Genomic DNA, 13,824 nt, shown 5'->3' with positions numbered 1-13,824 from the left:
ATCAGCGGACCGTGCGGCCGTCGCTCGGCTCGCTGATCCGGTTCACCTGGTCCACGGCCGCGACATAGTAGGTCGCGCCCTGGCCGCCTTCGGGATCCACCCAGCGCACGTTGCGGCCCGCCGGGACGAGACCGACCAGGTTGCGGGCGTCGGCGAAGTCACCCGGCCCCGCCTCCCGGTCGAACCGGAAGACCGCGAACTGGAACGGGATGGTGCCGCCGGTCGCGACGATGTGCAGTTCGACGCCTCCGGCCGCCCGCCGGGCGGTGGCCAGGACCGGACGCCGCGGGGCCTGGCCGTTCGCGAGGCGCGGCAGCAGCGGGCCGAGGGCCGGTCGGGTGTAGTGATCGGTCGCGACCGTGGAGAGGGAGCCCAGCCGGTCCTCGCGCACGTCTACGGCGCTGAACCAGATGTCCCCGCCGACCTCCGGATGGTTCCGGTTGAGCGTGAGGTGCCGGGTGAGCTCGCCCGGCTGGAACCACTCGGCAGGCTGCCCGTCGGCACCGGCCTTGTAGGCGGCCTGGCCGATCCACAGCTGCACGCCGGTGCCGGACGCGACGCCGGACCACCAGGGGATCAGCTTCGCGTAGTTGGCGTTCGACTGGCCGATGTACCAGTAGATCTGCGGCGCGATGTAGTCCAGCCAGCCCTTCCTGACCCAGCCCCGCGTGTCGGCGTGCAGGTTGTCGTAGGACTGGCCGCCGGCGGTGTCCGAGCCGAGGGGGTCGGTGGACTTGTTGCGCCAGATGCCCGACGGGCTGATGCCCCAGGCGACCTCCGGCTTGGCCTGCCGTACGCGCTGCTGCATCTCCTGGACGAGCAGGTCCACGTTGTGGCGCCGCCAGGCGGCGAGGTCGGGGAAGCCCGCGCCGTACTGTGCGAAGGCCGCACTGTCGTCGAACGCCGTGGTGTTGACCGGGTAGAAGTAGTCGTCGAAGTGCAGGCCGTCGATGTCGTACCGGGTGATCGCGTCCATCATCGCGTCCTGGACGAAAGCCCGTACCTCCGGAATTCCGGGGTTGTAGTAGAGCTTTCCGCCGTACGAGACGATCCAGTCCGGGTGCTTGCGGCCCGGGTGCTCGGGGTGGAGCTTGGCCGGGTCCGGCTGCATCGACACACGGTACGGGTTGAACCAGGCGTGGAAGGCCATGCCCCGCCGGTGCGTCTCCTCAACGAGGAAGCCCAGCGGGTCGTAGCCCGGATCCTGTCCCTGAACGCCGGTCAGCCACTCCGACCAGGGCTCGAAGTTCGACGGCCAGAACGCGTCGGCGGTCGGCCGGATCTGGACGAACACCGAGTTGAGCTTGCGCGCCTGCGCCAGGTCCAGCCAGGCGAGATACTCCGCCTTCTGCTGGTCGACGGTCAGGCCCGACTTCGACGGCCAGTCGATGTTGACCACCGAGGCGATCCACATCCCGCGCATCTGGCGCAGCGGCGGGACGTAACCGTCGGGGCTTCCGGCCGCGAAGGCGGGCGAGGAAGCGAGGGCGGACAGGGGGAGAGCCGTCGCGGCGGTGGCCAGAGCCAGGCCGCGCAGGACGGAACGTCGGGTGGGGGAGCTCATCGGACCTCCGTTGGGGGATGAAGAAGAAGGCACCGAGCGCGAGATTGGCAGAAACTTACTTTCAGATCAATGACGGTGAAAGAAAGTGTCATTGATGTGTAACCTGCTTCAAGACGTCCACACGGGAGGGTGACCTCGTGCCCGCACGCAGTTCCAGCCTGGACCGGCTGGCCATGACCGTCCTGCAGCCCGGCTTCGACGGCGTCGCGCCGCCCGCGTGGCTGCGCGGGGCGCTCGCCGACGGCCTGGGCGGCACCGTCCTGTTCGCGCGCAACATCGTGGACGTCGGGCAGACCGCCGCGCTCATCGCCGCGCTGCGCGAGGAGAACCCCGCCGTGGTCGTCGCGGCCGACGAGGAGGGCGGCGCGGTCACCCGGTTCGAAGCCGCGCTGGGCAGCTCGTGGCCCGGCAACCGGGCCCTCGGCGTCGTCGACGACGTCGTACGCACCGAACACGTCGCCCGGGCCATCGGCCGGCTCCTCGCCGCCGCGGACGTGACCCTGAACTACGCGCCCGTGGCGGACGTCAACGCCAACCCGGCCAACCCCGTGATCGGCATCCGCTCCTTCGGCCCCGACCCCAGCCTCGTCGCCCGGCACACCGCCGCCTGGATCACCGGGCTCCAGGCCGAAGGCGTGGCCGCGTGCGCCAAGCACTTCCCCGGCCACGGCGACACCGTCACCGACTCCCACCTCGCGCTGGCCACCGTGCACGCCTCCCTCGACGTGCTCCGCGAGCGCGACCTGCCGCCGTTCCGCGCGGCGGTCGAGGCCGGCGTCCGCTCGATCATGTGCGGCCACCTGCTGGTGCCCGCGCTCGACCCGGACGCCCCCGCCACCCTCAGCCGGCGGATCCTCACCGGCCTGCTCCGCGAGGAGCTCGGCTTCGACGGCATGCTCGTCACCGACGCGATCGAGATGCGCGCCGTCGCCGCGCTCCACTCCCCCGGCGAGGTCGCCGTACGCGCCCTCGCGGCCGGAGCGGACGCGATCTGCGTGGGCGTCTCCTCCCCCGGCGGCGAGAGCGTCTACGCGCTGCGGGACGCGATCGTCGAGGCGGTGCGCGACGGCCGGCTCCCCGAGGAACGCCTCGCCGAGGCCGCGGCCCGGGTGCTCGCCCTCGCCGACTGGCACGCCGCCCAGGCCGCCGAGCGCCGCCCGGCCGAGCCCGCGACGGCCGTCGACCGCGCGGCCGAGGAACTCGGCCTGGACACCGCCCGCGCCGCCATGCGCGTGGCCATGTCCGACGCGGCCTCCGTACCGCTCTCCCAGCCGCCCCTGGTGATCCACGTCGCCCCCCGGATGAGCCGGGCGGTCGAGCCCGGAGCCCCCGCCGGCCTCACCCGTGAGCTGGCCGAGCTGCTTCCCGGCACCGAGGGCCATACGATCATGACGGAAGCCACCGCGCTTCCCGACCTGAGCGGCGACCGGCCGGTCGTTCTGGTCGTGCACGACGCAGGCCGGCACGCGTGGGTCCGCGAACTCGTGGCGACAGCCGTACAAGCCCGGCCAGACGCGATCGTGGTAGAGACCGGCATTCCCGCCGAAGCAGTCGGGGCGGTATATGTCACTACACACGGCGTCTCACGGGCATCCGAGCGCGTCGTCGCTCGTTGGCTCACCGGCGGCGAAGAACCGAGACCCGGACAGGAGAAGGCGGCAGGGTGAACGAACACGAAGGGCCGAACCCGGTCAACCTGGTGGCGACGGTGCGGGCGGTCCTGCCGTCCCTCACCCCCGCGGCCCAAGCCGTCGCCCGCCTGATCCTGGACGACCCCGCGATGGTCGCCGGCAGCACGATCACCGAGTTCAGCGCCGCCTCCGGCACGAGCGAGGCGACCATCGTGCGCACCGCCAGAGCCCTCGGGTTCGCCGGCTACTCCCAGCTCCGCTTCGCCCTCGCCGCCGCCGTGGCACGCGCCAAACCCGAACGCCTCGTCCCCGGCGACCTCGGCCCCGACGACCCCCTCACCGACGTGATCGCGAAGGTCACCCGGGCCGAGTCCGAGGCCCTCGCCGACACCGCCGCCCAGCTCTCCCCCGAGCGGCTCGCCGCCATCGTGGAGGCCATCGCCTCGGCCCGGCGGATCGACGCCTACGGCGTGGGAGCCTCGGGGCTGGTCGCGGTCGACATGGCGCAGAAACTCATGCGCATCGGGCTCCCCGGCCACTCCTTCACCGACGCGCACCTCGCCCTCACCAGCGCCGCCCTCGTCCGCGCCGGCGACGTCGCCGTCGGGGTGAGCTGCACCGGCGAGACACCCGACGTGCTCGGCCCCATGCGCGTGGCGAGCGCGGCCGGAGCCACCACCGTGGCGATCACCAACAACCCCCGGTCCTCCCTGGCCGAGCTCGCCGACCACGTACTGGTCTCGGCGGGCCGGGAGACGGCCTTCCGCCCGGGATCACTGGCCAGCCGGATCAGCCAGCTCCTCATCGTCGACTGCATCTTCGTCGGGGTGGCCCAGCGCACCTTCGACACCTCGGACTCCGCCTTACGCGCCACCCGTGCCGCGGTCAACGGCTACGTCGAGGACTCCCGCCGGCGTACCAAGATGGGATGAGCCCGTGGTGGCTCGCCGTCGATAAGTGACGCCGCGGCGGGCGGCTGCTCCGGGAGGCGTGGTGCCCGCCGTCAATGAGCGGCGGGGGTGCTCCGGTGTTCGTTGGTGCCCGCCGTCAATGAGCGGCGGGTGGCTGTTCCGGTGTGCGTCACAGCTCTTCCGTGGTGCTCACCGTCCGAAAGTGGCGCTGCGCTGCGGCGCCGACTTCCCGCCGTCCGGCCCCTTGCCCGCCGCCGTCGGCTTCCCGCCTGCCGTGGGCAACCCCGCGTGCGGTCGCGTCGCCGGATCCACGCGTACCTCATCCATATCGGCCTTGATGCCATCGCCTACTGCACTTTCCGACGCCGCTGGGACGAGGTACGGTCCAACGTCTTGCCGGGGCGCAGTCAGGTGGCCTCACCCAACTGTTCGGCCAGCCGCTCCAGGCCGCCCCTGATGAGCTGCCCATACTCGTCGTCGCCAAGCGCGCCGATCTCGGCCTGCGCCTGCTGGAGGTGCTCACGGGCGCGGCCGAAATCGCCCAGCTTGCGATAGCACTCACTCAAGTTCAGATGCAGCGACGGATACAAGCCGGCCACTGAAAGTGGCACCCCAGCTTGGGCCACCCGCTCATCGGTGACCAGACCGGCGGCGGCAAGCGCTCGCAGGTCCCACATCAGCTCCTGGTGCACATCGTCCTGCACGTCGGCCATCGAGTGGGCAAGGACGCAAACATGCAGCGGGTCGCCTCGCTCACCGCCGATGTCGTCCCAGATCTGCGCGAACAAGTCGCGAGCGGCGTCACGCCGGCCTTGGTGGTGATGCAACTCCACCCCCTGGCCGATCCGGGTCATCGTTGGGTCGGTGGTCATGAGCAGCTCCTTCACCGTCGCCGGCGATCGCGGTCGCTACTCCTCGGTGCCGGTCCGGCCGATGTAGAAGATCGCGGGATCGAGATCGGCCAGGGCGATCCAGTCCGGTGGCAATTGGTGGCCGGGGCTCGGGTTAGGCATGCGCAGTTCGATGGCGGTCTTGGGGTGTTCGTCGACACGTTGGGTGAGCGTGTAGAGGGTGGCCAGGATGTGGAGGCAGGGAGTGCGGCGCTCCGAGCAGGTGCAGTGCGTCGTCAGTTGGTCGAGTGGGACGGCGAGGCCGACACGTCGGGACAGTACGGGCGCGAGTTCGTCGGGTAGGTCGCCTGGGGCCAGGCCTCCGGCTGCCTCCGCCAGGGCGTTGTCGATAAGGGCCGTGGCGTCGGCCAGCACTTGGTCGGCCCAGCACGGCAGCTGGATGCGGACGTGGTGGGAGACGTCGCCGGTGCTGCTTTCCGCCTCGATCAGTCCCGGTCCGATGGTGGCGATGGTGACGGCGTTGTTGCGGGCGAGGCTGCGTGCCTTGGGCAGTCGCCGGTCAGGGGCGGCGGTCGGGGATTGGAGTGTGCGCAGCCACGATCGGCCCCATGGACCGGCTCCGAACTCGGCGGCCATCAGCCGATCCCTGGGTCGTCGTCGAGGGCGAGGATGGCGTGCAGTTGTTCGTCGGGCAGGACGGCCAGGGCGGCCTCGGTGTCGCCGGCGACGATGTCGGAGAGTGCGCGTTTGCGTTCTTGGAGGCGCGCGATGTGGTCCTCGATGGTGCCTGCGGTGACGAGGGTGTGGACGTTGAGCGCGCGCCGCTGCCCAATCCGGTGAGCGCGGTCGGTGGCCTGGTCCTCCACCGCGGGGTTCCACCAGCGGTCGTAGTGCACGACGTGTCCGGCCCGGGTGAGGTTGAGCCCGAAGCCGGCGGCGCGCAGGCTCAGCAGCAGGATGGGCGGCGCGTGGTCGTCGTTCTGGAACGCCTCGACGAGCCGGTCGCGCCGTTGCGGGCTCAGCCCTCCGTGCAGGAAGGGGATGGGGGCGGTGTCCAGGACTTGGCCGAGATGGCGGGAGAGCATCTGTCCCATCGCCCGGTACTGGGTGAAGACCAGGGCTCGGTCCTGGTCCTGGGCGATCTCGGTGAGCATTTCGGTGGCACGGTCGAACTTGCCCGAGCGCCCGGCCAGGTCGCCGTCGTCCTTTCCGAGGAAGTGCGCCGGGTGATTGCAGATCTGCTTGAGCGTGGTCAGCAGCGCCAGCACACGACCGCGCCGTCCGATGCCGGTGCCCAGGCCCTCGGCGAAGGCCCGGTCGACGGCGTCGCGGTAGAGGCGTGCCTGTTCGCCGGTGAGGGAGCAGGTGACGGTCGAGCACTGCTTGGGTGGCAGATCGGTGAGGACCTCGTCCTTGGTCCGGCGCAGCAGGTGGGGTGCGACGAGCGTGTTGAGCCGTGCCGCGGCGGTGGCCGAACGCCGTTGCTGGATGGGCACGCCGAAGCGCTGTTTGAAGCGTTCCCGGGTGCCCAGCAGGCCGGGGTTGGTGAAGTGGAGCAGCGCCCAGAGATCTTCCAGGCGGTTCTCCACCGGCGTGCCCGTCATCGCGATCCGGGTCCGCGCGGGCAGCAGCGCGGCGGCCTGGCCGGCCTTGGAGTCGGGGTTCTTGATCTGCTGGGCCTCGTCCAGCACCAGCACCTCCCAGCCGGTTGCGGCCAGTGCCGCGGCATCGGTGCGCAGGACGCTGTAGCTGGTGACGACCACGCTGCCCGGCGGCATGGTCTCGGGCAGCTCTCGCCGGGGCCCGTGGTAGGGGACGACGGGCAGGTGAGGGGCGAACCGCGCCAGTTCGCGCCGCCAGTTGCCCAGCACCGAGACGGGGCAGACGACCAGGTGCGGCCGCGTGGTGGTCCGGGTGGCCAGCAGGCCGATGGCCTGCAGCGTCTTCCCGAGTCCCATCTGGTCGGCCAGCACGCCGCCGCCGTGCAGCGCCCGCAGCCATGCCACCCCGTCCAGCTGGTAGGGGCGAAGCTCGGCCTGGACGGCCGCGGCCTTCAGCTCCGACCGCGTGAGCACCGCCTGCCGGAACCGTTCCAGCATCGCTGCGGCCGAGTAGATCGCGGTGCCATCGTGATTGAGCACAGCGTGTGCGGCGGTCGGCATCCGCCCGGCCAGTTCCGCCAAGGCATTGTCCTCGGCCGCGGTGTCGTCGGACACCTCGGTGTCGGCGCGGCCGGGGCCCACCAGGCGAAGGGCGTCGCGCCATGCTCGCACCGAGGCGCCGAACACCGTGTCCGGGCCGGTGAGGGTGTCCAGCGCGGGTATCGCGGCATCCAGATCGACCAGCCGTACCGCAACGTCGGCGGCGACGATCACGCGCTGCCGGTCGGGCACGGCGATGCGGCAAGTCGCCGACCGCCCCGCGGGGAGCCCATGGCTTGTCAGGATGGCGGCGATTTGTCCGGTACCCCACCAGGCCATCGCGTTCTCGTCCGGAACGAACGTGGCCTGGATCAGGTCGGGCGGCTCGACATCACACGGCACGGCCGGTCACTTCCCGTGGGGAGTCGGGGAGGCGGTGGGCTTGCGCGGGAGCAGGAAGGTGGCCGCGAAGGCGACCGCCAGCAGCGCGATGCTCAGCCACAGCGAGGCGGCCTGCGCATCGCCGAACCCCTCGGCCAGCGCCTGTGGGGTGTGGTCGGTGCCGCGCACCCGGGTGAAGAAGAAGGTGCCGATCACCGCGACACCCACAGACGCGGCCAGTTGCGTGACGGTGTTGTAGAGCGCCGAGCCTGAGCCCGCGTCGCTCACCGGCACGTCGTTGAGCGTCAGTTGCAGCAGCGGGGCCACGACCATGCCCATCCCGGCGCCGCCTACCAGCACGCCCCAGACCAGGTCGCTCCAGCCGGTGTCGGGCGTGGCCCCGGTGGTCGCGGTCGCCACGAGCGCGAACCCCAGGGCCATTACCACCAGCCCGATCTGCACGGTCGCCCGGCCGATCCGCGGCAGTAGCAGGGCCGCCGACACCGTGGCCAGCACCGGGACCGCCACCGACCAGGGCAGGATCATCAGGCCGGACCGCATCGGGCTCATCCCCAGGCCCTGCTGCAGGAACAGCATGAAGACCATGAAGAACCCCATCGTCGGGATGAAGAACAGCATCTGGACCAGCAGCCCGCCGTTGACCGACCGGAACCTGAACAGCGACATCTGCACCAATGGTGCGGCGACCCGCCGTTCCCACAGCACGAATGCGGCCAGCACGACCAGGCCGGCGCCGAGACAGATCCAGGTCCACAGCGGCCAGCCGGACCGGTCCGCTGCGGTGATCAGCGGGTACAGCACCAGCAGCAACCCGGCCGCCGACAGTGCGACCCCGGCCAGGTCGAGGCGGGAGGCCGTCTCGGCGCGGCTGTCGGGCAGCAGCGTGGCCGAGGCGACCACGGCCAGCGCGGCCAGTGGAACGTTCACCCAGAACACCAGGCGCCAGCCCGCCCCCCACAGGTCCCACTCCAGCAGCGCCGGTCCGGCGATCGGGCCCAGTGTCGCCGCCAGTCCCGACAGCGCGGCGAACGCCGCCATCGGGCCGCCCCGCTCCCGGGGCGCGTACATCACCTGGATCTGCGACAGCACCTGCGGGATCATCGCGGCCGCGCACAGTCCTTGCAGCACTCGCGCCGCGACCAGCAGGCCGGGACCGGCGGCCAGCCCGCACAGCCCCGAGGCCGCCGCGAATCCGGCGATGCCGGCGATGAACACCCGCTTGTGCCCCAGCAGATCGCCCAACCGCGCCCCGCTGATCATTCCCACCGCGAACGCCAGGGTGTAACCCGCCTGGATCCACTGCAGGTGCGCCGGGGAGGCGTGCAGATCCGCCTGGAGCGGGGGCAGGACGACGTTCACGATCGTCACCCCGATGAGGTCCAGGAACGCCGCCAGCAGGATCGTCAGCAGAGCCAGGCTCCGCCCCTTCCCGGCCGGTCGGGCCTGATCGGCCACGGTGGTGGACGCCATGCGCACTCCGTTCGATGGTCGCTACACTCATTCCATTGCGCCACACATTGAGTGTGTGGCGCAATGATTGCGCGACGCAAGATATTGCATGGGATCGAGGCATGTCAACATGACCGAGCACAAACCACTGGCGGACCGCGGGGCGGCAACCGACCGCGTCATCGACGCGATGCCGGATTGGGTGACCGCGTCGGTGCAGCTCAACAGCTTGATCGCGGACCATATGGGCGTCGTTCCGTCCGACTTCGCCTGCCTGCACGCCCTCAATCGCGGCGGCCCCGCCACCGCCGCCGCCCTGGCCGACCGGGTGGGCCTCACTCCCGGATCGCTGTCCCGGATGATCGACCGGCTGGAGGCGGCGGGCCTGGTCCAGCGCCACCCGGACCCGCACGACCGGCGCAAGACCCTGATCGAACCGACCACCGAAGGACTCGCCCGCATCAGCGACTACTACGCCGGCCTGAACGTGCGCACCCGCGACGTCCTGGCCGACTTCACCGCCGACCAGCTCGACTCGGTACTCCGCTTCGTCCAAGCCGCTCACACCGCCACCCAGGACGAGGTCGACCGCCTGCGATCCCCCGGCCGGGGCACTGGCAGGGGCACGGCCGGTCGTCGCTAGGGAGTGTCTAACCGCCTGGACGAGAAGGGCCCAGCCGGTGCTCCCTGGAATGTCGACGAACGTCGGCGCGGTGGGGAGCGGAGCGGAGTGCGGGTGGTTGTGGAGGCGCGCGTGAGACCGTGCCCTGTACCACCGCGCCCGCGATGGCCGCGGGAGCGGCATCACCGGAGCGCAACCATCACGGCGCGCCGGAGCCGCCACCCGCCGCAGCACAGCGCCGTATCCCGCGGCGCGAACCACGCACACCGGAACAGCAGCCCGCCGCAGCGGCCAGGGGTCGGCTACCGCGGTCCCAAGCTGCACGAGAACCCTCGGGTAACATCTGTCGTGCGAGCCAGCGACATTCCTTCTGGTCATGAGGGGATAACGGGTGAACAGCGCAAGTGATCCTGAAGCCGATATCCGGGCTCGGCTCCAGCAGCACTGGGAGGCATCCGAACGCGGGGACGTCGACGCTGAGCACGCGATCTACGCTGCAGACGCGATCCTGGACTACCCGCAGTCGGGCGAGCGCTTCAGCGGCCGGTCAAGGATCCAAGCGCAACGCGGCGGGCACCCGGCCGAACGCCACTTCACCATCCGCCGAATCCTGGGCGGCGGCGACCTTTGGGTGAGCGAGTGCGTGATCACCTATGACGGCGTGCCCACATACACGCTCAGCGTTATGGAGATCACCGATGGTCTCGTAACGCACGAGACCCAGTACTTCGCCGACCCCTTCCCCGCGCCTCCCGGGCGCGCTGCGCTAGCTGAGCCGATTCCGGTCCGCGACCAATAGCCGATTGAGCTGTCGGGTCGATGGACGACATCGACCGGACGTTGTCGGATTTCCATCAAGAACAGCAGGCACGGAATCAAACACCGCGATCGACTTGTCTTGGAGTTGGTCCAGGTGGCACAAACCGTGGCGCTGACGGGATTACGGTGTGCTCAGCGCCGCGTCGATGGCCGCGCCATGGCGACCCAGCCAGGCCTCGCGCCGCTTGATCTCATCACCGATGCCCTCCTCCCACATCCTCGCCCAGCCACCGCCCTGCTCCTCGGCTCTCTGTTTCATCAGGAACCACGCCCGCCGGGTCCCCAGCGTGAGCATCTCGACGAGCCGGGAACGGTCGACGTCCGACATCCCGTAGGCGTCGGCCAGGATCCGGCAGCGGCGCGGCGCGTCCACCTCCCGCAACAGCGGGTCGGCATCGACGGGGTCGCACAGCGGCGCCCAGTACATCATCGCGTTGGACACCTCATCTACCCGGGTGGTCGGCCTGGCAAGGTCGAAGTCGATCAGCGCGGCCGCCTTACCGTCCCGGAACACGATGTTGTCCGGCGTGTAATCCCTGTGCCCGACCACCTCAGCCGGGTATCGCGGCGCGGGCGGCATACCCGGCGGCTCCGAGAGCCCCCGGCTCGGCCGCACCCCGTCAGGGATGACGAACCCCGCGACGGCGGCGTGGTAGCCGCGTACGAGGCGCCCGACGGAGGCCAGCCGCTCCTCGTCGGCGAGCCACGCCGGCCTCGGCCGCCCCGCGACCTCGCCGGGAACGAAGGTCAGCACCTCGCGCCCGGCCGCGTCGATGCCGAGGAACCGCGGCGCGCCCGGGAACCCGGCCTGCTCCAGATAGCCCAGTAGCGCGTGGACAAGCGGGGCGTTCGGGCCTACCGGCCGGCGCACAGTGTCGCCGACCCGCACAACCCCCTCGGTGACGTCACCGCCGACGAGCGGGATCTCGGGGTGGGACTCGGACGATTCGACGTAGGTGAAAGAGTTCATTTTCCCTGGGGGGTAGAGGCCAACGACTCGGTCTGCCGGAGCGAATACAGTCATGATCTCAAAGCACGCGACCCGATGCTGTGCCAGATCAGCCGTGGGCAAGACCCTGCTACTGAACGAACGGAATCGACCCCGGATTCTTGTCTCAGCCGCCAGCGGCAAAGCCGCCGCACACGGGTACATCGACCGGCTCGGCCGGCCACGGCGCATGGCTTCCCTTGTCCATGAGTCAGCTGAGGGTGTTGAACGTCGCTTCTGGGCGGTCACGTCGGGAGTACAGCTCCCAAGCCGCTTCGGCGATGTCATCGGGATCGAGTGTTCTGGCCCCTACGTCACCGAACTGGTCCTGCTGGGACTGGACCATCTCGTAGATGTCACCGCGTTCGATAAGCCCACCGATGATCAGGCTTCCGGCGTAGACGCCCTTCTCGGCCAGTGCCGCGTTCAGAGTGAGGGCGTAGTTGCGCAGCGCGGCCGAAGACAGCGCGAGCGCGCCGAGTGCGGGCATGGGCATGACAGCGCTGAGACCGCCGGCGAACAGCAACCCGCCGTCGCCACGCTCGATCATGCCGGGTAGCACCTTGCCGACCACGTCAACGGCCGGATACACCGAGGCCATCGCTTCTCGCACGCCCGCCGAGTCGGTATCGACGATCGGCGTCGGCGGGTCCTGCAGGTCGGCCGCGCCGGGCCCGTAGTAGAGCACGTCAATGCGGGAGGCATCGCGCCCGGCGACGGTGTGGAGGCCGAGCCGGGGATGATGTACTTCACCTTCGGCCGCGCCTTCCTCGGCCACTGGGCGCTGCCGGACAGCCGGATCGTCTGGTTCGGCAGCCTGCCCTCCGAGGACCCGTTGACCGCCGCGCAGGTCCGCGCCGTCCCCGCCGCCGAATGGCTGGAGCGACTGCGTCCCCTGTACGCCGGCCACGTCCCCGGCGAGACCCTCCTCGCCCGCGCCGCCCCGAGGACCTGATGGCCGTCGGCCCGATGGAGGCCATGCCCGATGTTCCGGCATGGCACCGGGGCCGGATGGTGCTGGTCGGTGACGCCGCGCACGCCCCCTCCTCAAGCTCCGGCCAGGGCGCGTCACTGGCCGCCGAGAGCGCCGTCGAGCTGGCCCGCTGCCTGCGTGACCTGCCCACCGCCGAGGAGGCGTTCACGGCGTACGAGCGGCTGCGCCGCCCCCGCGTGTCGGAGATCGCCGGGGATGCCGCCGCCAAGAACAAGGCGAAGGCGGGCAAGGCCGAAGGCCAGGCGGCGTTCCCGACCCCCGAGCAGATGTTCGCTCCCGTGCACCGGCATCACATCGACTGGGACGCCCGCGTCACTGCCTGACGCCTGAAATGTCGGCGATGGTCGGTGCGGCGGGAAAGCGGAGCGGAGTGCGGGTGGTTGCTCCGGCGCGCGTAGGACCGTGCCCTGTACCACCGCGCCCGAAGCCGCGGCAGCGGTAGCACCAGAGATCAGCTATCACGGCGCGCCGGAGCAACTGCCCGCCGCAGCGCAGCGCCACTCTCGGACGGCGAGCACCACGCCCGGGGAACTCCCCTCAGCGAGAGCTGAGGATCTCGGTGATCCGGATGAACCCGTCCGTGCCGTGGCCTCGGTCGATGGCGCGCCGGGTCAGGTCGTCGACGGCGCGCATCACGCTCGCGTCGATGCCATGGGCTTCGGAGGCGTGGACGATGTGGGCCACGGACGACGCCGCCGAGGTGATCGGGTTGCCCTCGCCGGAGAACGTGCCGCCGTCCACGTCGTCCGCGAGCTGATCGAAGAGCGGGGGAAGGATCGCGCCGATGCCCTTGGCGAACGGCGCCAGTTCCCGCGCGGTGATCCCTTCGGCCCTGGCCATCGCCAGGGCGTGCGCGTATCCCGCCATCGCGGTCCAGAAGATGTCGAGCAGCGCGATGTCGTACGCGGCCGCCCGGCCGACGTCCTCGCCGAGGTGGGTGTGGGTGCCGCCCAGGGCGTCCAGCACCTGCTGGTGCTCCAGGTAGAGCTCTTTCGGGCCGCTGTGGAGGAACACGGCGGCCGGTGTGCCGATGGTCGGGGTCGGCGTCATGATCGCGCCGTCGAGGTACCCGATGCCGTGTTCAGCCGCCCAGGCCGCGGTGTCGCGGGCGCGGTCGGGGGTGTCGGCGGTCAGGTTCACGAGGGTGCGGCCCTTGAGCGCGGCGGCGACCGCGTCGTGCCGTACGACGGCGTCCACCGCGTCGTAGTTCACCACGCAGATCACGGTCAGCCCGCTCGCGGCGATCGCCTCTTCGGGGGACGAGGCGCTCACCGCGCCCCTTTCGACCAGTTCCCGGTCCCGGCCCGGCGTCCGGTTCCAGACGGTGGTTCGCAGGCCGGCGTCGAGGAAGGCGCGGGCCAGGGACCCGCCCATAGGCCCCAGGCCGAGCACAGTGACGGCAGACTGTTCGGTATGTGACGTCATGATCTAACTCCTGCTTGGAAATCAACA

14 protein-coding genes are annotated in these 13,824 nt (G+C 70.7%); 6 read left to right on the top strand and 8 right to left on the bottom strand.

Features of this window, described 5'->3' with window-relative positions:
- Window position 1: 1 nt before the first annotated feature.
- Window positions 2-1,564 (bottom strand): glycoside hydrolase family 10 protein, encoded by a 1,563-nt coding sequence (locus ACQP1V_RS20120; RefSeq protein WP_433425237.1) that lies wholly within the window; start codon window positions 1,562-1,564, stop codon window positions 2-4.
- Between the two features lie 137 nt (window positions 1,565-1,701).
- Here ACQP1V_RS20120 and ACQP1V_RS20115 point away from each other — a divergent pair, with 137 nt between their 5' ends.
- Both ACQP1V_RS20115 and ACQP1V_RS20110 read left to right on the top strand, forming a co-directional pair.
- Complete coding sequence (locus ACQP1V_RS20115; RefSeq protein ID WP_433425235.1) at window positions 1,702-3,231, top strand: glycoside hydrolase family 3 protein; 1,530 nt, start codon at window positions 1,702-1,704, stop codon at window positions 3,229-3,231.
- The gene (locus ACQP1V_RS20110) at window positions 3,228-4,127 is read left to right on the top strand and encodes a MurR/RpiR family transcriptional regulator (RefSeq protein WP_433425233.1); all 900 of its coding nucleotides are present in this window, start codon (window positions 3,228-3,230) and stop codon (window positions 4,125-4,127) included. The genes ACQP1V_RS20115 and ACQP1V_RS20110 overlap by 4 nt, the downstream gene beginning before the upstream one ends.
- A gap of 386 nt (window positions 4,128-4,513) precedes the next feature.
- Here ACQP1V_RS20110 and ACQP1V_RS20105 read toward each other — a convergent pair whose 3' ends face one another.
- The 4 genes from ACQP1V_RS20105 to ACQP1V_RS20090 are packed head-to-tail and all read right to left on the bottom strand — an operon-like array spanning window position 4,514 to window position 8,970.
- On the bottom strand, window positions 4,514-4,978 hold the full coding sequence (locus ACQP1V_RS20105; RefSeq protein WP_433425231.1) for a hypothetical protein: 465 nt from the start codon (window positions 4,976-4,978) through the stop codon (window positions 4,514-4,516).
- Between the two features lie 36 nt (window positions 4,979-5,014).
- A complete protein-coding gene (locus ACQP1V_RS20100) occupies window positions 5,015-5,593 on the bottom strand; it encodes an SWIM zinc finger family protein (protein ID WP_433425229.1) in 579 nt (192 codons plus the stop codon).
- Window positions 5,593-7,500 carry a DEAD/DEAH box helicase gene (locus tag ACQP1V_RS20095; RefSeq protein ID WP_433425227.1) on the bottom strand — a complete coding sequence of 636 codons (1,908 nt, stop codon included), beginning with the start codon at window positions 7,498-7,500 and terminating at the stop codon, window positions 5,593-5,595. Before ACQP1V_RS20095 ends, ACQP1V_RS20100 begins: the two co-directional genes overlap by 1 nt.
- Before the next feature lie 6 nt (window positions 7,501-7,506).
- On the bottom strand, window positions 7,507-8,970 hold the full coding sequence (locus tag ACQP1V_RS20090; protein ID WP_433425226.1) for an MFS transporter: 1,464 nt from the start codon (window positions 8,968-8,970) through the stop codon (window positions 7,507-7,509).
- Between the two features lie 109 nt (window positions 8,971-9,079).
- Here ACQP1V_RS20090 and ACQP1V_RS20085 point away from each other — a divergent pair, with 109 nt between their 5' ends.
- Complete coding sequence (locus ACQP1V_RS20085) at window positions 9,080-9,592, top strand: MarR family winged helix-turn-helix transcriptional regulator (RefSeq protein ID WP_433425224.1); 513 nt, start codon at window positions 9,080-9,082, stop codon at window positions 9,590-9,592.
- Window positions 9,593-9,962: 370 nt separating this feature from the next.
- Window positions 9,963-10,370 (top strand): nuclear transport factor 2 family protein, encoded by a 408-nt coding sequence (locus ACQP1V_RS20080; protein WP_433425222.1) that lies wholly within the window; start codon window positions 9,963-9,965, stop codon window positions 10,368-10,370.
- Window positions 10,371-10,511: 141 nt separating this feature from the next.
- Here ACQP1V_RS20080 and ACQP1V_RS20075 read toward each other — a convergent pair whose 3' ends face one another.
- On the bottom strand, window positions 10,512-11,360 hold the full coding sequence (locus tag ACQP1V_RS20075) for a phosphotransferase (protein ID WP_433425221.1): 849 nt from the start codon (window positions 11,358-11,360) through the stop codon (window positions 10,512-10,514).
- A 229-nt stretch (window positions 11,361-11,589) separates the two neighbouring features.
- Complete coding sequence (locus ACQP1V_RS20070; RefSeq protein WP_433425219.1) at window positions 11,590-12,066, bottom strand: hypothetical protein; 477 nt, start codon at window positions 12,064-12,066, stop codon at window positions 11,590-11,592.
- 51 nt (window positions 12,067-12,117) lie between these two features.
- On the opposite strand from ACQP1V_RS20070, the gene ACQP1V_RS20065 reads away from it, so the two are divergent.
- Window positions 12,118-12,333 carry a hypothetical protein gene (locus ACQP1V_RS20065; RefSeq protein ID WP_433425217.1) on the top strand — a complete coding sequence of 72 codons (216 nt, stop codon included), beginning with the start codon at window positions 12,118-12,120 and terminating at the stop codon, window positions 12,331-12,333.
- A gap of 23 nt (window positions 12,334-12,356) precedes the next feature.
- On the top strand, window positions 12,357-12,695 hold the full coding sequence (locus ACQP1V_RS20060; protein ID WP_433425215.1) for an FAD-dependent monooxygenase: 339 nt from the start codon (window positions 12,357-12,359) through the stop codon (window positions 12,693-12,695).
- Between the two features lie 214 nt (window positions 12,696-12,909).
- On the opposite strand, the gene ACQP1V_RS20055 is transcribed toward ACQP1V_RS20060, so the two are convergent.
- Window positions 12,910-13,797 (bottom strand): NAD(P)-dependent oxidoreductase, encoded by an 888-nt coding sequence (locus ACQP1V_RS20055; RefSeq protein WP_433425213.1) that lies wholly within the window; start codon window positions 13,795-13,797, stop codon window positions 12,910-12,912.
- Between the last annotated feature and the right edge of the window lie 27 nt (window positions 13,798-13,824).

This window comes from Microtetraspora malaysiensis, from assembly GCF_050947145.1.
GTDB lineage: Bacteria > Actinomycetota > Actinomycetes > Streptosporangiales > Streptosporangiaceae > Microtetraspora_A > Microtetraspora_A malaysiensis.
Note: the sequence above shows the minus strand (reverse complement) of the source record. Positions and strands in the feature narration are given on the sequence as shown.